This window comes from Streptomyces sp. NPDC101166 (assembly GCF_044768125.1).
In the GTDB taxonomy this organism is placed as follows: domain Bacteria; phylum Actinomycetota; class Actinomycetes; order Streptomycetales; family Streptomycetaceae; genus Streptomyces.
Map to the genome: position 1 here is coordinate 155,886 of NZ_JBIWPF010000003.1, position 20,854 is coordinate 176,739.

Genomic DNA, 20,854 nt, shown 5'->3' on the forward strand with positions numbered 1-20,854 from the left:
GGTCAGTCCTCCAGTGCGGCGAGGCCGGGGAGCGTCTTGCCCTCGAGGTATTCGAGGGAGGCGCCGCCGCCGGTCGAGATGTGGCCGAATGCGTTCTCGTCGAAGCCCAGGAGGCGGACGGCCGCGGCGGAGTCGCCGCCGCCGACGACCGTGAAGCCCGGGGAGTCGAGGAGGGCCTGGGCGACCGCCTTGGTGCCCTCGGCGTAGTCGGGGTGCTCGAAGACGCCCATCGGGCCGTTCCAGAAGACGGTGGCCGCGTCGGCGAGCTTCGAGGCGTAGAGCTTGCGGGTCTCGGGACCGATGTCCAGACCCTCCTGGTCGGCGGGGATCGAGTCCGCGGCGACGGTCGTGGGGTGGGTGGGCGCCTTGGCCTTCAGGTCCGGGAACTCGGGCGAGACCAGCACGTCGACCGGCAGGACCAGTTCGACGCCGGTCTTCTCGGCGCGCGCGATGTACTCGGTGACGACCGGGATCTGGTCCTCCTGGAGGAGGGAGATGCCGACCTCGTGGCCCTGGGCCTTGAGGAAGGTGTACGCCATGCCGCCGCCGATGAGGAGACGGTCGGCCTTGCCGAGCAGTTCGTCGATGACGGCGAGCTTGTCGGAGACCTTGGCGCCGCCGAGGGCGACGACGTAGGGCCGCTTGACGTCCTCGGTGAGCTTCCTCAGGACGCCGACCTCGGTGGCGATGAGGTAGCCGGCCGCGTGCGGCAGCCGGGCCGGGAGGTCGTAGACGGACGCGTGCTTGCGGTGCACCGCGCCGAAGCCGTCGCCGACGTAGAGGTCGGCGAGCTCGGCGAGCCGGTCGGCGAAGTCGCCGCGCTCGGCGTCGTCCTTGGACGTCTCGCCCGCGTTGAAGCGCAGGTTCTCGATGACGGCGACCTGGCCGTCGGTGAGGCCGGCGACGGTGGAGCGGGCGGACTCGCCGACCGTGTCGGTCGCGAAGGCCACGTCGGCACCGAGGAGTTCGCCGAGGCGGGCGGCGGCCGGGGCGAGGGAGAAGGCCGGGTCCGGAGCGCCCTTGGGGCGGCCCAGGTGCGAGGCGACGACCACCTTGGCGCCCGCGTCCGCGAGGGCCTTGACGGTCGGCAGCACGGCGCGGATGCGGCCGTCGTCGGTGATGGCGCCGCTGTCCAGCGGCACGTTGAGGTCGGCACGGACGAAGACGCGCTTGCCTGCCACGCCTTCGGAGAGAAGTTCGTCGATCGTCTTCATGAAAGGGGCTCCCGGGAGGGCTGGTGGTACTCCGTGATCGTAGAGAAGGCCTGTCGTGACGTGAGTCAGGGCTCGGGCAGCGCGTCCCTGCGCTGCCCGAGCCCTGCTCTCACATCGAGCTGCCCGCTCTGTCGGTCAGAGCTGGCCGCCGACGAAGACCGTCAGGTCGACGAGGCGGTTGGAGTAGCCCCACTCGTTGTCGTACCAGCCGATGACCTTCACGTTCTTGCCGTCCTGGACCATGGTCAGGGACGAGTCGAAGGTGCAGGACGCGGGGGCGTTGACGATGTCGGAGGAGACGATCGGGTCCTCCGTGTACTCCAGGATGCCCTTGAGCTCGCCCTCGGCGGCCTTCTGGAAGGCGGCGTTGACCTCTTCCTTGGTGACCTCGCGGCCCAGCTCCAGCACCAGGTCGGTGACGGAGCCGGTGGGGACCGGGACGCGCATCGCGATGCCGTCGAGCTTGCCCTTGAGCTGGGGCAGGACCAGGGCGGTGGCCTTGGCGGCGCCCGTCGTGGTCGGGATGATGTTCTCGGCGGCGGCGCGGGCGCGGCGCAGGTCCTTGTGCGGGAAGTCCAGGATGCGCTGGTCGTTGGTGTACGCGTGCACCGTCGTCATCAGGCCCTTGACGATGCCGAAGTTCTCGTCGAGGACCTTGGCCATCGGCGCCACACAGTTGGTGGTGCAGGAGGCGTTGGAGATGACGTGGTGGTTCGCCGGGTCGTACTTGTCCTGGTTGACGCCCATCACGATGGTGACGTCCTCGTCCTTGGCCGGAGCCGAGATGAGGACCTTCTTGGCGCCGCCGGCGAGGTGCTTCGCGGCGTCTTCCTTCTTGGTGAAGATGCCGGTGGACTCGATGACGATGTCGACGCCCAGCTCGCCCCACGGGATGTCGGCGGGGTTGCGCTCGGCGAGCACCTTGATGGTCTTGCCGTCGACGGTGATCGTGTCGGCGGTGTGCGAGACCTCGGCCTTCAGACGGCCCAGGATGGTGTCGTACTTGAGCAGGTGAGCGGTGGTCGCGGTGTCACCCAGGTCGTTGACAGCCACGATCTCGATGTCAGCACCCTGCTCCAGGAGCGCGCGGAAGTAGTTACGCCCGATACGGCCGAAGCCGTTGATGCCTACGCGGATCGTCACGAACCGATCTCCTCGTTGGTACGCCGGCCATGCGGTGCCGGCGAGCTGTGTTTGGGATGTCCCCGACCACCCCCGACCCTACCTCTCCGCGACCCGGGGAGTGACATTGAGTCGGCCCATACACGGCATGGCGGTCCGTACCCGCCAGTAGGGGTACGGACCGCCCTGGCCAGAGGCCCTTCGGGGCCGTTTTCGCTACGGACCGTCAAAGGCGGTTGACCGGTGCGTCACTGATCAAGTGATGCGAGGGCCTTTCCGATGAGCGCTTTGCGGTCGGCGGCGGCGGTGAGGTGCTCCAGCCCGAAGCCCAGCAGCACGGTGTCGTCGGTGGCGACCGCCGCGTACGTCTGGAACAGGGCTCCGCTGCGCGCCCAGTCCTTGACGACGGCGGGGCTGCCGGCCGGCGGGCCGGGGACGCTCCAGGCGCCGAGCGACGTCTCGAAGCCCTCGGTCTGCACCGCGTCGCCGCCCACGACGACGGAGGCGTTGTCGGCGAGGACGCCACGGCCGCCGGTGCCGGGGTCGGTGATGTAGGAGAGCGACACCTCCACGGACTTCCCGGCATAGGCGGACAGGTCGAAGGACACGTCCTGCCAGCCGGCCGAAGCGCCGGTGAAGCTGTTCCAGGAGCCGCTGGAGCCGGTCGGCGCGCAGGCGCCGCCGCTGAGCGTCAGATACCGCTTGAGCGCGGGGTGCGCCTGGATCAGATACCCGGCCTCGCATTCGGCGGGCACGGCGGTGCTGGTGGCGCCGCCGGCCTCCGGCAGCGTGGTCCAGTCGTCGGCGCCCGCGGTGTGCGCCTCCAGGACGGCGTGGTCGTAGCCCGGTTCGGTGTTCCACAGCAGCCGGGTCCGCAGCGCCGGCTGCTGGGACGCGCTCACCCCGGTGAGGTCGATGGTGCGGGTGAGGCGGTTCCAGGCGTAGTCGCTGTGGGTGACGGCGGCCATGGAGGCGCCCTCGTAGGGCCCGAACGGGTTGACCGTGCCGGGGTAGCGGCCCGCTCCCGCGCTGGCGAACTGCGGGAAGCCGGACATGGGCAGGTTGTCGGAGGTGACGGTGAACGAGCCTGCCTGGTTCAGCGGGTTGCCCGGCGCCGCGCCCAGCGGCCCGCCGGAGCCGGCCAGCGCGCCCGCGCCCTCGAAGGAGGTCGGGCCGGGCAGGGAGGTGCGGGTGTAGGCGCCCAGGTAGTACTGGCTGAAGTCGTTGGACGGGGTGCCGTCGCCCAGGTCGACGTTGCCGCCCGCGAGTTCGCCCGCCTCGATCAGTTTGCCGCCCTCGTTGAGGTAGGCGCGCAGCTCCAGCTGGGTCGGGTTGCCCGGGGCGCTCGCACCCGTGTAGTGGACGACGGTGTCGAAGTGGCCGAGCACGCCGAGCGCGTCGGGCACGCCCTGCCGTGCGACGTCCCAGACGACCGCCTTGTGGCCGTTGGCCTTCAGCGCGTCGACGTAGGTCTGCGCCTGCGTGGCGGCCGCGCCCTCCTCGGCGACGACCAGTGTGTCCGCCTTGGGCAGTTCGGCGACCGTGTACGTGAAGTGCGCGCTGGAGACCTGCGCGCCGTCCTCGTCCTCACCGGTGAACCACACCTCGACCTTGTCGCCGGGTTCGCCGTGCTTCACCTTGGCGCGGTACTCGTCGAAGTAGAGGTCGTCCTCGCCGCCGTAGGTCTCGCCGCCGTTCCAGGACTTGAGCCTCTGGTCGTACGTGGGGCCGCCGTTGACGCGGTACTTGAGCTCCTTGTCGCGGATCGCCTTGCGGGCGACGACCGAGACCTCCTGCTTGTGCCCGCGCGAGTACGACGTGCTGAACGGCGCGAGGGTGAAGTCGGCCGCGGTCAGGCCGACCGAGGACTTCGGCCGGTCGGGGCGCGCGGCGCTCTCGGCGACGGAGAGCGCGAAGGGGATGTTCTTGGCGAACTCCTGCTGGATCAGCTTCTCGTCGTCCGGGAAGTTGAAGACCGACTGGCAGTCGGCCGCGTTCCACCGGTCGTCCGGGACGAGGTCCGAGGCCGTCTGACAGGTCGACATCTCGGGGGTGAACATCGCCGTGCCGTTGACGTTGACCGCGTGGCCGTCGGCCTCGCCGTTGGTGGTGTACAGCTCCGAGGAGACCTGGGGGTGGTAGCCGGGGATCGCGGAGTGCTCCGGGGTGCCGGCGAGCGCCTTGTAGGCGACGTCGTCCGGGGTGTCGGTGGCGACCTGCCAGCCGACGCCGTAGAGGAGGAGTTCGGCGGCGGAGTGGTAGTTGATGCCGTACGCGAAGCCGATGCGCTTCTCGAAGGCGTCCAGCGCCTTGGTCTCGGGCTCGGAGTTCGGGCCCGGGCCGCGGTAGGTCTGACTGGTGGGGGTGGGGGACGAACCCTCGTCGTCGTAGCCCCACTTGTAGGCGAAGTTGCGGTTGAGGTCGACGCCGTCGCCGGTGCCGATGACTCCGTCGGCGTTGACGTCCCGCAGGTTCTTGCGCCACAGGCGGTTGTCGGCGCTCTGGAAGGTGTAGTCGTAGCCGTCCGGGTTGGCGGACAGCAGGAACCACAGTTCGGTGGTGTCGACGATCTTCTTGACGCGCTGGTCCGTCGAGTAGCTGTCCAGGTAGTGGTGGAGCAGCCGGCGGGTCATCTCCGGCGTGATCCACTCGCGCGCGTGCTGGTTGGACATGTACAGCGTGGCCGGCTTGGAGCCGTCCTTGCTCCGCTTCGCGTCCTTGGTGAGCTTGAGCGCGAGGATGTCCTGTCCCCCGACGGTCTTGCCGATGGAGACGACCTTGGTGAGGCCGGGGTTCTCCTGGGCGGTGCGGAGGAGCTCCTCCTTCAGGCCGCCCTTGCCGCTGTAGGGGCGGAACACCCCGTCGGCGGCGGCCTCCACACGGGCCTCCGCCTTGGCGGACAGGGCGTGCTCGGTGAGGGGGACGCCCTGCTGCTCCAGTTTCCGGGCCTGCTTGTCGGTGAGGTAGACCTCGACGGTGGCGGTGCCCTGAGCGGGCGCCCGCTCACTGAGTTCGTGACCGTCCTGACCGGCCGCCAGCAGCAGCGGGATCTGCTTCTTGCTGACCTCGGCGCGGAACACCTTGACCTCGTCCGAGTCGGTGTCCTTCGCCGGTGTTCCGGGTTGTGCCTGTGCGATGGGCGCGAGGCTCGCTCCGCCGATCAGGAGCGCGCCGACAGCGAGGATCGATCTCGCTCTACGTCTCATGAACCCCCCTGGTGTGGGTTCGCCGCAACAGCGAACAGGTGCCAGGCTCATGTCAGTTCTTGATCGAGTCAAGGGTGCCTCAAGGGTGGATGAACACGCCGGCTACCAGCCCAAGTGGGCTTGCCTTGTGACGTGTTGGGGTGGGGGGTGAGGTTGGGGCGAAGGGATGGGGTCGGGGTGGGGGTGGGGTGGTGTGGGTTGGGGGTGTTCGCCGGGCGCTGCCGCCCTTGGGCAGGCGGCCCGGTGACCGGTGGTCAGGTACCGCGGTGGGCGCGGTGCCGCGTGCGCTGCGCCAGTGGGCCTGACCGCTTTCGGGCAGCCCGGACGGGGCAGTCGGGCCGGTGGCGGGCGCCGGCGGGGACGACGGCACTGCTACGACCGTGAGGCTCTCCCCCGCTCCGAAGGTCCGGTGCCGCCGGGACAGCGGCCGTGGGACTCGGCCGGCAGGGCCTCCCGCTTCGGCCGGCACGGCACCGGTGGGGCGGTGCGGCGGGCGCTGCGCAGGACCGGGGGGTGCGGTGGGCCCTGCGGGGGCGATGGGCCGACGGGGCTGCGCCGGGCCGGTGGTGCGGGTGGTGCCGTGGTGCTTGTGGGGCGGGGGGTTGGTGAGGCTGGTGGTGCGGTGGGGTCGGTGGCTCGGTGTGGGGCTGGTGTGCGGGTGCGGTGAGGCTGGTGGTGCAGTTGGGCCGGTGTGCGGATGCGGTGCTGCGGTTGAGCTGGTGTGCGGGCTCGGTGAGGCCGTGGTACGTGGGGCCCGTGGTGCGGTGGAGCCAGCGTGCGGGCGGGGACCGCGGTGCGCTGGAGCCGGCGGTGCGGGCGGGGCCCGTGGTGCGTGGCCCCCGTGATGCGGTGGGGTCGGCGGTGCGGGCGGGGCCCGTGGTGCGTGGCCCCCGTGATGCGGTGGGGTCGGCGGTGCGGGCGGGGCCCGTGATGCGTGGCCCCCGTGATGCGGTGGGGTCGGCGGTGCGGGCGGGGCCCGTGATGCGTGGCCCCGGTGATGCGGTGGAGCCGGCGGTGCGGGCGGGGCCCGTGGTGCGGTGGAGTCGGCCGTGTGGGTGGTGCGGGTGGGGCCCGCACCGGACCGGGGGGTGACCGCGGAGTGGTGCCGTTGGGTGCGCCGGGCGGTCAGCCCACCAGGTTGTCGGCCAGTTCCTCGCTGAGGTTGGCCTCCGTGCTCGGGATGCCCAGGTCGGAGGCGCGCTTGTCGGCCATGGCGAGCAGCCGTCGGATGCGGCCGGCGACGGCGTCCTTGGTCAGTGGCGGATCGGCGAGCGCGCCCAGCTCCTCGAGTGAGGCCTGCTTGTGCTCCATGCGCAGCCGGCCGGCCGCCGCGAGGTGCTCGGGGACCTCCTCGCCGAGGATCTCCAGGGCGCGCTGCACACGGGCCCCGGCGGCCACCGCCGCACGGGCGGACCGGCGCAGGTTGGCGTCGTCGAAGTTGGCGAGCCGGTTCGCCGTGGCGCGCACCTCGCGGCGCATCCGGCGCTCCTCCCAGGCCAGCACCGACTCGTGCGCGCCGAGGCGGGTCAGCAGCGCGCCGATCGCGTCGCCGTCGCGGACGACGACCCGGTCGACCCCGCGCACCTCACGGGCCTTCGCGGCGATGGACAGCCTGCGGGCCGCGCCGACGAGCGCGAGCGCGGCCTCCGGGCCGGGGCAGGTGACCTCCAGGGAGGAGGACCGGCCGGGCTCGGTGAGCGAGCCGTGCGCGAGGAACGCCCCCCGCCAGGCCGCCTCCGCGTCACAGGTCGCCCCGGAGACCACCTGCGGCGGCAGACCGCGGATCGGGCGGCCCCGGCCGTCGACCAGACCGGTCTGCCGGGCCAGCTGGTCACCGCCCGCGACCACCCGTACGACGTACCGGGAGCCGCGGCGCAGACCGCCGGGCGCCATCACGATCAGCTCCGAGCTGTGGCCGAAGATCTCCAGGATGTCCCGCTTGAGCCGGCGGGCCGCCATCGCGGTGTCCAGCTCCGCCTCGATCACGATCCGACCGCTCACCAGGTGGAGGCCGCCGGCGAACCGCAGGATGGCGGAGACCTCCGCCTTTCTGCAGCAGGTCCGGGTGACGGGGAGCCGGGAGATCTCGTCCTTCACCGCTGCCGTCATCGCCATGGGCCGATCCTTCCATGCATCCGAAAAATACGGTCGTACGCGGCGGCCAGCAGCTCCGGATCATGCCGCGGAGTTCCGTCGGGCCGGGCCACCGGCGCCAGCTCCACCGCGGCCCCGAACCGTTTGGCGGCGTCGGTGAGAGAGTCGCGGTCGGGCACGGCGGCCTCGTCGGCCAGCACCACGTCCAGGGCGAGTTTAGGGGCGTGTCGTCCCAAAACCTCCAAATGACGCTGCGGGGAGAAGCCGTCGGTTTCTCCGGGCTGCGGTGCGAGGTTCAGCGAGAGTACCCGGCGCGCCTTGGTCTGCGTGAGCGCGTCCAGCAGCTCCGGCACCAGCAGGTGCGGGATGACGGAGGAGAACCAGGAGCCGGGCCCGAGGACGACCCAGTCCGCGTCGAGGACCGCCTCCACCGCCTCCGGGACGGCCGGCGGGTCGTGCGGCACGAGGTGCACCGACTGCACCTCACCGGGCGTGAGCGCCACGGTCGCCTGCCCCCGGACGGTGTCCACGTCGTCGGGGCGCTCGGGGTCGTGCCCCTTGACCAGCGCCTGGAGTTCCAGCGGCACGGCCGACATGGGCAGCACACGCCCGTGCGCGCCCAGCAGCCGGCCGACCAGGTCCAGCGCCTGCACATGGTCGCCGAGCTGCTCCCACAGGGCCACGATCAGCAGGTTGCCGACCGCGTGGCCGTTGATCTCGCCCTGCGACTGGAAGCGGTGCTGGATGACCCGGGACCAGGTCTGGCCCCAGTCGTCGTCGCCGCACAGCGCGGCCAGCGCCTTGCGCAGATCGCCGGGCGGCAGGACGCCCAGCTCGTCGCGCAGACGCCCGCTGGAGCCGCCGTCGTCGGCCACGGTGACGACGGCGGTGAGATCACCGGTGATCCGGCGCAGCGCGGCGAGGGAGGACGACAGGCCCATCCCGCCGCCGAGGGCGACGACCTTGGGCTGGGCGCCGCGGCGGCGCGGTCTGCCGCCCCGGGCCTCGACCGGCCGGCTCACCCGCCCCTCGGACGCCGTCCTGCGCAGCCGGCCGAGCCGCGGAGTGCGTCCCGTCATTCCCGTCCCATGTCCCGGTGCACGACCACCGTCTCCACGCCCTCGGCCGCGAGGCGCGCGGCGAGCTTCTCCGACATGGCGACAGAGCGGTGCTTTCCGCCCGTGCAGCCCACCGCGATGGTCACATAGCGCTTGCCCTCCCGGCGGTAGCCCGCGGCGACGAGCTGGAGCAGCTCGGCGTACCGGTCGAGGAACTCCTTGGCGCCGGGCTGGTTGAGGACGTAGGCCGACACCTCCTCGTTCAGGCCGGTGAAGGGGCGCAGCTCCGGGACCCAGTGCGGGTTGGGCAGGAAGCGCATGTCGACGACCAGGTCGGCGTCGACGGGGAGGCCGTACTTGAAGCCGAAGGACATCACGGTGGCCCGCAGCTCGGGCTCCTCCTCGCCGGCGAACTGGGCGTCCATCTTGGCGCGCAGTTCGTGCACGTTGAGGCTGGAGGTGTCGATGACCAGGTCGGCGTCGCCGCGCAGCTCGCGCAGCAGCTCGCGTTCGGCGGCGATGCCGTCGACGATGCGGCCGTCGCCCTGGAGGGGGTGCGGGCGGCGCACGGACTCGAAGCGGCGCACCAGGGCGTCGTCGGAGGACTCCAGGAAGACGATCCGCCGGGTGACGCTCCTGGACTCCAGGTCGGCGAGGGACTCGCGGAGGTTGTCGAAGAAGCGCCGGCCGCGGACGTCGACGACGACGGCGATCCGCGCCACGTTGCCCTGAGAGCGTGCGCCGAGCTCCACCATGGTGGGGATCAGGGCGGGCGGGAGGTTGTCGACGACGAACCAGCCGAGGTCCTCCAGACACTTGGCCGCCGTCGAGCGGCCGGCCCCGGACATGCCGGAGATGATCACCAGCTCGGGGATGGCCGCCTCGGGGATCCCGGGTGGTGTGACGTCCGTGCTCACCTGTGCTCCGTCTTCCTGACGCGCCTGCTGTTCGGCGCCGTCGTGACCTGCATTGTGCGGGTCGGGTTGCGCGCCGGACGCGCGGGGGGCCTGCTGGGCGGCCCGCGGCGGCTGTCCGGGGGCCGGCGGCGCCGGCGTGGGGGTCTGGTCCTGTCCGCTGGTGGGGTGTGCGTCGTGCTCGGTCATGTCTCCTGCCCCCGTCGTTCTTCCGGGACGCCCGCGGCGACGGGCTCCCCGGGGGAATCCGCCGTTTCACCGGGTTCCCCTTCTTCCATGATCTCTCCCGTGGCCGTGTTCACGGCGGGCGCGGGCGGAGCCGCCTCGGCGAAGGCGGCGGCGATCGTCTCGGCCGTCTTGCGGCCTATGCCGGGCACCTCACAGATCTGTTCGATCGTCGCGGCACGCAGCTTCTTCACCGAGCCGAAGTGTTTGATCAGGGCCTGTTTGCGGGTCTCGCCGAGGCCCGGCACGTCGTCCAGCGGGCCGGAGCGGAACCGCTTGGCGCGCTTGGTGCGCTGGTAGGTGATGGCGAAGCGGTGGGCCTCGTCACGGACGCGCTGGAGCAGGTAGAGGCCCTCGCTGGTGCGGGGCAGGACGACCGGGTCGTCGTCGTCCGGCAGCCAGACCTCCTCCAGGCGCTTGGCGAGGCCGCAGACGGCGATGTCGTCGATGCCGAGCTCGTCCAGCGCCCGGCGGGCGGCCGCGACCTGCGGCTGCCCGCCGTCGACGACGACGAGCTGGGGCGGGTAGGCGAACCGCTTGGGGCGGCCGTCGTCCTCGGTGAGGGTGCTGGCGACGGCGTCCCCGGTGGTGGCGGGCGCGCCGTCGGCGAGAGTTCCGTCGGGGAGGGCGGAGTCGCCGTCGGTCCACTCGCCGGTGCGCTCCTTCTCGGCGAGGTAGCGCCGGAAGCGGCGGGAGATCACCTCGTGCATGGACCGGACGTCGTCCTGCCCCTCGCCGTGCCAGATCTGTGTGTCTCCGACACGACCCTTGATCTGGAAGCGGCGGTACTCGCTCTTGCGGGCGAGCCCGTCCTCGAAGACGACCATGGAGGCCACCACGTCGTCCCCCTGGAGATGGGAGATGTCGAAGCACTCGATCCGCAGCGGGGCGCTGTCCAGGTCGAGGGCCTCCGCGATCTCCTCCAGGGCGCGCGAGCGTGTGGTCAGGTCCGAGGCGCGCTTGGTCTTGTGCAGGACCAGGGCCTGCTGGGCGTTGCGCTCCACGGTCTCCATCAGGGCCCGCTTGTCGCCGCGCTGGGGAACGCGCAGCGAGACGCCGGAGCCGCGCCGCCCGGTCAGCCACTCCTGGACGGGCTCCACCGGGTCGGGCAGCGCGGGGACCAGGACCTCCTTGGGCACCGCGTCCCCGGACTCCTCGCCGTAGAGCTGCTGCAGGGCGTGTTCGACGAGGGCGCCGGTGGTGATCTCCTCGACCTTGTCGGTGACCCAGCCGCGCTGGCCGCGCACCCGTCCGCCGCGGACGTGGAAGATCTGGACGGCCGCCTCCAGCTCGTCCTCGGCGACCGCGATCAGGTCGGCGTCGGTCGCGTCCGCGAGCACGACCGCGTTCTTCTCCATGGCCTTCCGCAGGGCCTCTATGTCGTCGCGCAGGCGGGCGGCCCGCTCGTACTCCATCTCGTCGGCCGCCTGTGCCATCTGCTGCTCCAGCCGCCGCAGATGGGCGCCGGTGCGGCCGGCCATGAAGTCGCAGAACTCCTCGGCCAGGTCCCGGTGGTCGTCGGCGGAGATCCTCTCGACGCAGGGCGCGGAGCACTTGCCGATGTAGCCGAGCAGACAGGGGCGGCCGGTGCGGGACGCGTTCTTGAAGACGCCCGCGGAGCACGTGCGGACGGGGAAGACGCGCAGGAGGAGGTCGACGGTGTCGCGGATCGCCCACGCGTGCGCGTACGGCCCGAAGTACCTGACGCCCTTCTTCTTCTGGCCGCGCATCACCTGCACCCGCGGGAAGTCCTCGTTCATCGTCACCGCGAGGTAGGGGTAGCTCTTGTCGTCGCGGTACTTGACGTTGAAGCGGGGGTCGTACTCCTTGATCCACGAGTACTCCAGCTGGAGCGCCTCCACCTCCGTGGACACCACCGTCCACTCCACGGACGCCGCCGTGGTGACCATGGAGCGGGTGCGCGGGTGCAGGCCCGCGAGGTCCTGGAAGTAGTTCGCCAGGCGCTGGCGCAGGCTTTTCGCCTTTCCGACGTAGATCACCCGGCGGTGCTCGTCGCGGAATCGGTACACCCCGGGGGAGTCCGGGATCTGTCCCGGCTTGGGGCGGTAGCTGGAGGGGTCGGCCATGTCTCACACCCTACTGGCGCGCGGTGACAGTCCGGCCGGGCTGTGGACAACCGCGGCGGGTGCGTCACGTTCCGGGGCTCAGGTGTTGTCGGGGCTTGGTCAACACGCTTCAATGCGGGGGAACTCGGGTGGTGAAGCACGCCCTACGGATGTGAAGGCGTCCCGCGCCCTCCTGGGGTGCCCGGCCACCACGCGAACGGTCTGACCAGCCGTCGTGCGCATTCACAGAAAGGCCCCTGCATGCCGCATGCCCCTCAGCACGTGGACGCCGACGCCGGCTCCACCACCGCGGACGCCGTGGCGGATCTGGAAGCGGCCCTGCGGGGCGGCCCCTTCCACGTCGCCCTGCGGGCCGCGATCGCGGCCCGAGGGCTGCCCCTGCAACGCGTGCAGCACCATCTGTCGCGGCACGGGGTCAAAGTCGGCGTCACCAGTTTGAGTTACTGGCAGCAGGGCGCTCGCCGGCCGCAGCGCCCGGAGTCCCTGCGGGCCGTGCGGGCGCTGGAGGAGATCCTGCGGCTGCCGGACGAGTCGCTGATCCGGCTGCTCACGGAGACCGACGCGGATCTGGCCGCCGGGCAGCCCGCGGGGCGCTCCTACCGTGCGCTCATGGCGGCCTCGGACGTCCTGGAGAAGCTCTTCGGCGATCTTCAGTGCCCTCTCGACGACGGTCTGCACACGCTCGGCCACCACGAGCGGGTCCGGATCGGCGGGCACCGCGAGCTGCTCGGACGCGAGTCGCAGCACATCGTGCGGGCCCACCGCGACGGCGTGGACCGCTTCGTCGCCGTCCATCACGGGGACCCGGGGTGCGTGCCGGACCGGATGGCGGTGCAGGCCCTGGAGAACTGCCGCACCGGCCGGATCCGCCGCCACCACGACACCGGCGTCCTGGTGGCCGAGCTCCTCTTCGACACCAGGCTGCGGGCCGGCGACACCTTCCTCTTCCGCTACGGCGTGCGGGACGGCACCGCCGGGGCGTGCCGCGAGTACGTCCGCGGTTTCGACGCGCCGGGCGGCCAGTACGCCCTTCAGATCCACTTCGCCGAGGACGCGTTGCCGGTCCGCTGCCACCGCTTCTCCCGGCACTCCCCCGCCGCCCCGCGCAGCGGCCGTCAGGAGCTGCCGTTCAGTCACCGGCACCGCTCGGTCCACCTCGTCGAGCCGCGGGTACGGTCGGGCATGCTGGGCATCGGCTGGGACTGGGAGTGAACGGGCCCTCGCCCCGCCGGCCCCTGGTGCCACCGAGCTTTTCATGGAAGGAAACCGCCCCGTGATCGTCGTCGCCGGTGAGGCCCTGATCGACCTGGTGCCGCAGGGCACGGGCGCCCTCGCGGCGCTGCAACCGGCGCTGGGCGGCGGCCCGTTCAACACGGCGGTGGCGCTCGGCCGGCTCGGCTCCCCCACCGCCTTCTGCTCGCGTACCTCCCGTGACTCCTTCGGTGAGGCGCTGCTCGGCCGGCTGCGCGAGTCGGGCGTGGACGTCTCGCCGGTGCAGCGCGGTCCGGAACCGACGTCCCTCGCCGTCGCCACGCTCGACGGCGACGGCTCGGCCGCCTACTCCTTCTACGTCGACGGCACCGCCGACCGGCTGTTCGCCGCGCCGGCCGGCCTGCCCGCCGGGACGCGCGCGGTGTCGTTCGGCACCTGCTCGCTCGTCCTGGAGCCGGGCGCGAGCGCGTACGAGGAGCTGATGCGGGCCTCGGCCGCGCAGGGGCTGTTCACCGCGCTCGACCCCAACATCCGGCCCGGGCTGATCCCGGACGCCGACGCCTACCGGGCCCGCTTCAAGAGCTGGCTGCCCTCGGTGACCCTGCTCAAGTTGTCTCAGGACGACGCCCGGTGGCTGGGCGGCACCCCGCGCGAGTGGCTGTCGGCCGGTCCGGCGGCCGTCGTGGTCACGCACGGCGGCGACGGGCTCACCGCGCACACCGTGTGCGGTGACGAGTACGCCGAGTACACGGTGCCGGCCGAGAAGGTCGAGGTCGTGGACACGATCGGGGCCGGCGACACCGTGAACGCGGCCCTGCTGCACGGGCTCGCGGTGCGCGAAGCGCTGTCCCCGGCCGCGCTGGCGGCCCTGGGCCGCGACGGCTGGGAGCGGCTGCTGCGGTTCGCGGCCCGCGCTGCGGCGGTCACCTGTTCCCGGGCGGGCGCCGAACCTCCGTACGCGTCCGAGCTGGGAGAGTTCTGAGGGCCGTCGGGCGGCGGACTCCGAAAGCGCACCGGTGACCGGTGTGCCGACGACGGACGGCGGCCCGCGGGGGGTTCCCGCGGGCCGCCTCGGGCCTTGAGGGTCTTACCGCTTGGCCGCCGCCTTCTTACGGGCCGTCGTCTTCTTGGCCGGCGCCTTCGCGGAGGGCGTGGCGTCGCTGATCTTCTCCGGCGCCAGGATCTCGCGCAGGAACTTGCCGGTGTGGCTGGCCGGAACGCCGGCGACCTGCTCGGGCGTGCCCTCGGCGACGACCACGCCGCCGCCCGCGCCGCCCTCGGGTCCCATGTCGACGACCCAGTCGGCGGTCTTGATCACGTCGAGGTTGTGCTCGATGACGATGACCGTGTTGCCCTTGTCGACCAGGCCGGAGAGGACCTTGAGGAGCTTGCTGATGTCCTCGAAGTGCAGACCGGTGGTCGGCTCGTCCAGGACGTAGACCGTGCGGCCGGTGGAGCGGCGCTGCAGCTCGCTGGCGAGCTTGACGCGCTGGGCCTCACCGCCGGACAGCGTGGTCGCGGACTGGCCGAGCCGGACGTAGCCGAGGCCGACGTCCTTGAGGGTGTTGAGGTGGCGGGCGATCGCCGGAACGGCCTCGAAGAACTCCGTGGCCTCCTCGATCGGCATGTTCAGCACGTCGGCGATGGACTTGCCCTTGTAGTGGACCTCCAGGGTCTCCCGGTTGTAGCGGGCGCCGTGGCAGACCTCGCACGGGACGTAGACGTCCGGGAGGAAGTTCATCTCGATCTTGATGGTGCCGTCACCGGCGCAGTTCTCACAGCGGCCGCCCTTGACGTTGAAGGAGAAGCGGCCGGGCATGTAGCCGCGGACCTTCGCCTCGGTGGTCTCGGCGAACAGCTTGCGGACGTGGTCGAAGACGCCCGTGTAGGTGGCGGGGTTCGACCGGGGGGTGCGGCCGATGGGCGACTGGTCGACGTGGACGACCTTGTCGACGAGGTCGTCGCCGTCCACTCGGGTGTGCCGCCCCGGCACGTTCCTCGCGCCGTTCAGCTCGCGGGCGAGGTGCGTGTACAGGATGTCGTTGACCAGGGTCGACTTTCCGGAGCCGGACACGCCGGTGACCGCGGTGAACACGCCCAGCGGGAAGGAGACGTCGATGTCCCGCAGGTTGTTCTCGCGGGCGCCGTGCACGGTGAGCTGCCGGGACAGGTCGCGGGGGCGCCGGATGTCGGGCAGCGGGATCGCCTTCTTGCCGGACAGGTACTGCCCGGTCTGCGACGCGCTGTTGGCGAGCAGCTCCTTCAGGGAGCCGCTGTGCACGACCTCGCCGCCGTGCTCGCCGGCGCCGGGGCCGATGTCGACGATCCAGTCGGCGACCTTGATGGTGTCCTCGTCGTGCTCGACGACGATGAGCGTGTTGCCCATGTCGCGCAGCCGGACGAGGGTCTCGATCAGCCGGTGGTTGTCGCGCTGGTGCAGGCCGATGGACGGCTCGTCGAGGACGTAGAGGACGCCGACGAGGCCGGAGCCGATCTGGGTGGCCAGCCGGATGCGCTGGGCCTCGCCGCCGGAGAGCGTGCCGGCGGCACGGTTGAGGGAGAGGTAGTCCAGGCCGACGTCGACGAGGAACTTCAGCCGCTCGTTGACCTCCTTGAGGACCCGTTCGGCGATCTTCTTGTCGCGGGCGTCGAGCCGGAGTTCGCCCAGGAAGTCCGCGCAGTCGCTGATGGACATCGCCGAGACCTCGGCGATGGACTTGTCCATGATCGTGACCGCGAGGACGATCGGCTTCAGCCGGGTGCCCTCACAGGTGGGGCAGGGCACCTCGCGCATGTAGCCCTCGAAGCGCTCGCGACTGGCGTCGCTCTCGGCCTCGCTGTGACGGCGCTTGATGAAGGGGACGGCGCCTTCGAAGGGCGTCGTGTACAGACGCTCGCGGCCGTAGCGGTTGCGGTAGCGGACCTCGATCTGGGTCTTGTGGCCGTGCAGGAGCGCCTTCTTGGCCCGCTGCGGCAGACCGGCGAAGGGGATGTCCGTGCGGAATCCCAGCGCGTCGGCGAGGGCGCCGACCAGCCGGCCGAAGTAGTCCTTGGTGTGGCCGTGCGACCAGGGGTGGATGGCGCCCTCGTCGAGCGACTTGTCCTCGTCGGGCACGATCAGCTCGGCGTCGACCTCCATGCGCGTGCCGATGCCGCTGCACTCGGGGCAGGCGCCGAAGGGCGAGTTGAACGAGAAGGAGCGCGGCTCCAGCTCCTCGAAGGACAGGTCGTCGTAGGGGCAGTACAGGTGCTCGGAGTACATGCGCTCGCGCTCGGGGTCGTCCTCGGGGAGGTCGACGAAGTCGAGCACGACCATGCCGCCGGACAGGCCGAGGGCGGTCTCCACGGAGTCGGTGAGCCGGCGCTTGGCGCCGTCCTTCACCGTGAGGCGGTCGACGACCACCTCGATGGTGTGCTTCTCCTGCTTCTTCAGCGTGGGCGGGCTGGACAGCTGGACCGTCTCGCCGTCCACGCGAGCGCGGGAGTAGCCCTTGGTCTGCAGGTCGGCGAACAGGTCGACGAACTCGCCCTTGCGCTCGCGCACGAGCGGCGAGAGCACCTGGAAGCGGCTGCCCTCCGGCAGCTCCAGGACCCGGTCGACGATGGCCTGCGGCGACTGCCGCGTGATCGGGCGGCTGCACTCGGGGCAGTGCGGCTTGCCGATGCGCGCGAAGAGCAGTCGCAGGTAGTCGTACACCTCGGTGATGGTGCCGACCGTGGAGCGGGGGTTGCGCGAGGTCGACTTCTGGTCGATGGAGACGGCCGGGGAGAGGCCTTCGATGAAGTCGACGTCGGGCTTGTCCATCTGGCCGAGGAACTGGCGGGCGTACGAGGAGAGCGACTCCACGTAGCGCCGCTGGCCCTCGGCGAAGATCGTGTCGAAGGCCAGCGAGGACTTGCCCGACCCCGACAGGCCCGTGAAGACGATGAGCGAGTCGCGCGGGAGGTCGAGCGAGACGTTCTTGAGGTTGTGCTCGCGCGCTCCACGGACGATGAGACGGTCGGCCACGCCGGTCCGCACCTTTCTTGAGAGAAGTGACAGGGGCGGGGCCCCCGTCTTTCTCAGACTAGGGGGAGCCACTGACAACGCCGGTCGGGATGCATGGGTTCACAACAATCCCCGGCTCTCCAGCATGCCCGACGTCACCTCCGACCATATAGCACGCACATTCGATTTACGGGCGCTCTCCGCCTCCTTCACCCCGAGGGGTGGGCGGGATTAGGGTCAGCAGCATGATTGATCACGCTCATGACCTGGTGTGTGTACGGGAGGCGACGGAGCGGCTGCTGACCGCGGTCGCGAAGTTGGACGACGAGTCCGTGGCGACACCGTCCCGTCTGCCCGGCTGGAGCCGGGGCCATGTCCTCGCCCACCTGGCCCGCAACGCGGACGCCCTGGTGAACGTTCTGGCGGGCCGCCCCATGTACGTCGACGCCGCCGCCCGCGACGCCGACATCGAGCGGGACGCCCCGCGTCCGCTGGAAGCGCATCTCACCGACCTGCGGGAGAGCGCGGCCCGCTTCCAGGAGGCGGGCGCCGTGCCCGGCGACTGGTCGCGCACGGTGGAGCTGCGGAACGGCGTCACCGACTCCGCGTCCCGGCTGCCCTTCCGGCGGTGGGTGGAGGTCGAGCTGCACCACGTGGACCTCGGGATCGGGTACGAGCTGGAGGACGTGCCGGAGGAGTTCACCGAGCGGGAGACCGGCTTCCTCGCGGACCGGTTCGCCGGTCACCCCGACGTGCCGCCGACGCGCCTGACGGACGGCACGCGCGCGTGGCGGACCGGCCGGCCGGGCGACGCCCAGGAGACGAGCGTCACGGGCGCCCCGGCCGACCTCCTGGGCTGGCTCGCCGGCCGCCGCGACGGAGCCGCGCTGACCGCTTCCGGCGGAACTCTGCCCGCGCTTCCCCCGCTATAGGCTGCCGACATGACGTACAGCGGAGAGGTGCGGGTCGGCGGCCCGGCGGACGTGCACGAGCTGAAGGACCTGATGATCACCAAGATCGCGGTCGGCCCGATGGACAACAACGCCTATCTACTGCGTTGCCGGGCCACCGACGAGCAGTTGCTGATCGACGCGGCCAACGAGGCGGGGACGCTGCTCGGCATGATCGGTGACGACGGCATCGCGTCCGTCGTCACCACCCACCAGCACGGCGACCACTGGCAGGCGCTCGCCGAGGTGGTCGCGGCCACGCGCGCGCGTACGTACGCCGGCCGCGAGGACGCCGCCGGCATCCCCGTGCCGACGGACGTGCCGGTCGACGACGGCGACGTCGTCCGGGTGGGCCAGGTCGAGCTGACCGCGCGCCATCTCGTCGGCCACACCCCGGGCTCGATCGCCCTCGTCTACGACGACCCGCACGGGCACCCTCACGTCTTCACGGGCGACTGCCTCTTCCCGGGCGGCGTGGGCAACACCCGCAAGGATCCCGAGGCGTTCGCCAGTCTCATCCACGACGTGGAGACGAAGATCTTCGACGTCCTGCCGGACGAGACGTGGGTCTATCCGGGCCACGGGGACGACACCACGCTGGGCGCCGAGCGTCCGCATCTTCCGGAGTGGCACGCGCGCGGATGGTGAGCAAGGGGGCGCGCACTGACACTCGCGCGCCCCGTGTGAACGACGTGCACGCGCCGGGGCCGTACGCACACTCCCCGCCCCACCTGGTTGCGCGGTCAACTGGTCACAGCCCCGCGCGGGATGACGGCTCCCGCTCGGACGGGCCGCCGGCCTACGTTCCCCGCCCTCGGCCGGCGGCCCAGGCCCTCCCCGCGCCCCTGTTCACGCTGCTGCAACACCCGTTCCCAGCATGCGGACAAAAGGCCGGTTGACCTCGACAGACGCGGGTTTCGCTGTCACTCTCCCGCCATGCACCTCGCCCCGCGCACCCTGCGCCGCGCCGTCGTCGGCGTCACCGTAGCCCTCCTCGCCACCGCCGTCGGCTGCGCACCGCAACCGGAGGAGAAGGCCGCCGCCGCGCCGTCCGGTGCGGCCAAGAACGCCTGCGCCAAGGGCGCGCTGCCCACCAAGACCTCCGGCAAACTGACGGTCGCCACCGACACGCCCGCGTACGAGCCGTGGTTCAAGGACGACAAGCCCGCGAACGGCGAGGGCTTCGAGTCGTCGGTCGCCTACGCCGTGGCGAAGCGGCTCGGCTACGGCGAGGACGCCGTCGTCTGGCAGAGCGTGCCGTTCAACAAGGCCTTCGCGCCCGGCGAGAAGACCTTCGACTTCGACGTCAACCAGGTGTCGATCAGCGCCGAGCGCAAGCGGGCCGTGGACTTCTCCTCCGGCTACTACGACGTGCGCCAGGCGGTCATCGCGCTGAAGGGGTCCAAGGCCGCGGGCGCGAAGAGCGTCGCCGACCTCAAGGGCCTCAAGCTGGGCGCCCAGGTCGGCACCACCAGCCTCGACTACATCGACGGCGTGGTGAAGCCGACGCAGGCCGCCGCCGTCTACGCCAAGAACGACCAGGCCAAGTCCGCGCTGAGGAACGGCCAGGTCGACGCCGTCGTCACCGACCTGCCGACCGCGTTCTACATCACCGCGGCCGAGGTCACCGACGCCACCATCGTCGGCCAGTTCGAGAACCACGGCGGTACGCCCGAGCAGTTCGGGCTGGTGCTGGACAAGGGCAGCGCGCTCACCTCGTGCGTGTCGTCCGCCGTGGACGCCCTCCGCGCGGACGGCACCCTGGCGAAGATCGAGCAGCAGTGGCTCTCCGACGCCGTCGACGCCCCGGTCCTCAAGTGACCGTCGTCAAGGAGCAGTCCGGCCCGGAGGACGCCGGCGAACCGGACGAGAGCGGGGAGCGGGCGCCCGGCGGCGACGAGGCCGCTCAGGGCGACGGGTACACGCCCTCGCGGCGACGGCTGGAGCGGGAGCGCTACAAGCGCGCCCGTGCCCGCCGCGCCACGGCGCTCGCCGCCCTGTCGACCCTGGTCACCGCCGTCGTCCTCTACCTGGTCGTCGTCAGCGCGCCCGGCTGGCCGCGCACCAAGGAGACGTTCTTCGACGGACGGTACGCGCGCGAGGCGCTGCCGAAGGTCCTGGACGGGCTCTGGCTGAACGTACGCCTGCTGCTCGTCTGCGGGGCCGCCGTACTGGTGCTCGGCATGCTCATCGCCGTGGCCCGTACGCTGCGCGGCCCGGTGTTCTTCCCCCTGCGGGCGCTGGCGGCCGCGTACACGGACTTCTTCCGCGGACTGCCGCTCATCATCAACCTGATGATCGTGGTGCTGGGCGTCCCGGCGCTGCGCCTTCAGGGCGTCACCGTCGACCCGGTCCTGCTCGGCGGCACGGCGCTCACCCTGACGTACTCCGCGTACGTCGCCGAGGTGTTCCGCGCCGGCATCGAGTCCGTGCACCCCTCGCAGCGTGCCGCGGCCCGCTCGCTGGGGCTGACCAACCGGCAGGCGCTGCGGCACGTGGTGCTCCCCCAGGCCGTGCGCCGTCAGGTGCCGCCGCTGCTGAACGACCTGGTCTCGCTGCAGAAGGACACCGGTCTGGTGTCCATCGGCGGGGCGGTCGACGCGGTGCGGGCCGCCGACATCATCGTGGGCCGCAGTCTCAACTACACGCCGTACATCGTCGCGGGACTGGTCTTCGTGGCGCTGACCATCCCGATGACCCGCTTCACCGACTGGGTGACCGCCCGGATGGACCGTCAGCGGGCCCAAGGAGGACCACTGTGAGCGCGACGGCCCAGGACGGCTC

Annotated in this window: 14 protein-coding genes; 6 read left to right on the top strand and 8 right to left on the bottom strand. The window is 71.5% G+C overall.

Features of this window, described 5'->3' with window-relative positions:
- Positions 1–2 precede the first annotated feature (2 nt).
- From ACIRS4_RS07565 to uvrC, 7 genes are all read right to left on the bottom strand, one after another.
- Entirely contained in the window at positions 3–1,214 is a 1,212-nt protein-coding gene (locus tag ACIRS4_RS07565; RefSeq protein WP_404191442.1) for a phosphoglycerate kinase, read from the bottom strand.
- Positions 1,215–1,349: 135 nt separating this feature from the next.
- Positions 1,350–2,357, bottom strand: coding sequence for a type I glyceraldehyde-3-phosphate dehydrogenase (gap, locus tag ACIRS4_RS07570; RefSeq protein ID WP_351096977.1), 1,008 nt, complete (start codon positions 2,355–2,357; stop codon positions 1,350–1,352).
- Between the two features lie 227 nt (positions 2,358–2,584).
- Positions 2,585–5,542: a M14 family zinc carboxypeptidase gene (locus tag ACIRS4_RS07575; RefSeq protein WP_404191446.1), complete on the bottom strand. Its 2,958-nt coding sequence runs from the start codon at positions 5,540–5,542 to the stop codon at positions 2,585–2,587.
- Positions 5,543–6,667: 1,125 nt separating this feature from the next.
- The gene (gene whiA / locus ACIRS4_RS07580; RefSeq protein WP_130437364.1) at positions 6,668–7,657 is read right to left on the bottom strand and encodes a DNA-binding protein WhiA; all 990 of its coding nucleotides are present in this window, start codon (positions 7,655–7,657) and stop codon (positions 6,668–6,670) included.
- On the bottom strand, positions 7,648–8,715 hold the full coding sequence (gene yvcK / locus ACIRS4_RS07585) for a uridine diphosphate-N-acetylglucosamine-binding protein YvcK (RefSeq protein WP_404191449.1): 1,068 nt from the start codon (positions 8,713–8,715) through the stop codon (positions 7,648–7,650). The genes whiA and yvcK overlap by 10 nt, the downstream gene beginning before the upstream one ends.
- Complete coding sequence (gene rapZ / locus ACIRS4_RS07590) at positions 8,712–9,797, bottom strand: RNase adapter RapZ (RefSeq protein ID WP_404191452.1); 1,086 nt, start codon at positions 9,795–9,797, stop codon at positions 8,712–8,714. The genes yvcK and rapZ overlap by 4 nt, the downstream gene beginning before the upstream one ends.
- Positions 9,794–11,920, bottom strand: a complete 2,127-nt coding sequence (gene uvrC, locus ACIRS4_RS07595; RefSeq protein ID WP_404191455.1) for an excinuclease ABC subunit UvrC — start codon at positions 11,918–11,920, stop codon at positions 9,794–9,796. The genes rapZ and uvrC overlap by 4 nt, the downstream gene beginning before the upstream one ends.
- Positions 11,921–12,160: 240 nt before the next feature.
- Between uvrC and ACIRS4_RS07600 the strand changes: the two genes are divergently transcribed.
- Both ACIRS4_RS07600 and ACIRS4_RS07605 read left to right on the top strand, forming a co-directional pair.
- A complete protein-coding gene (locus ACIRS4_RS07600; protein ID WP_404191458.1) occupies positions 12,161–13,132 on the top strand; it encodes a hypothetical protein in 972 nt (323 codons plus the stop codon).
- A gap of 61 nt (positions 13,133–13,193) precedes the next feature.
- Complete coding sequence (locus ACIRS4_RS07605) at positions 13,194–14,114, top strand: carbohydrate kinase (protein WP_404191461.1); 921 nt, start codon at positions 13,194–13,196, stop codon at positions 14,112–14,114.
- 105 nt (positions 14,115–14,219) lie between these two features.
- Here ACIRS4_RS07605 and uvrA read toward each other — a convergent pair whose 3' ends face one another.
- A complete protein-coding gene (gene uvrA, locus ACIRS4_RS07610) occupies positions 14,220–17,141 on the bottom strand; it encodes an excinuclease ABC subunit UvrA (protein WP_404191464.1) in 2,922 nt (973 codons plus the stop codon).
- Between the two features lie 224 nt (positions 17,142–17,365).
- Here uvrA and ACIRS4_RS07615 point away from each other — a divergent pair, with 224 nt between their 5' ends.
- The 4 genes from ACIRS4_RS07615 (at position 17,366) to ACIRS4_RS07630 (ending at position 20,832) form a co-directional block, all read left to right on the top strand.
- On the top strand, positions 17,366–18,052 hold the full coding sequence (locus tag ACIRS4_RS07615; RefSeq protein ID WP_404191466.1) for a maleylpyruvate isomerase family mycothiol-dependent enzyme: 687 nt from the start codon (positions 17,366–17,368) through the stop codon (positions 18,050–18,052).
- A 9-nt stretch (positions 18,053–18,061) separates the two neighbouring features.
- Positions 18,062–18,718 carry an MBL fold metallo-hydrolase gene (locus ACIRS4_RS07620; RefSeq protein WP_404191469.1) on the top strand — a complete coding sequence of 219 codons (657 nt, stop codon included), beginning with the start codon at positions 18,062–18,064 and terminating at the stop codon, positions 18,716–18,718.
- A 288-nt stretch (positions 18,719–19,006) separates the two neighbouring features.
- The gene (locus tag ACIRS4_RS07625) at positions 19,007–19,891 is read left to right on the top strand and encodes an ABC transporter substrate-binding protein (RefSeq protein ID WP_404191472.1); all 885 of its coding nucleotides are present in this window, start codon (positions 19,007–19,009) and stop codon (positions 19,889–19,891) included.
- Positions 19,888–20,832, top strand: coding sequence for an amino acid ABC transporter permease (locus tag ACIRS4_RS07630; RefSeq protein WP_404191474.1), 945 nt, complete (start codon positions 19,888–19,890; stop codon positions 20,830–20,832). Before ACIRS4_RS07625 ends, ACIRS4_RS07630 begins: the two co-directional genes overlap by 4 nt.
- Positions 20,833–20,854: the final 22 nt, after the last annotated feature.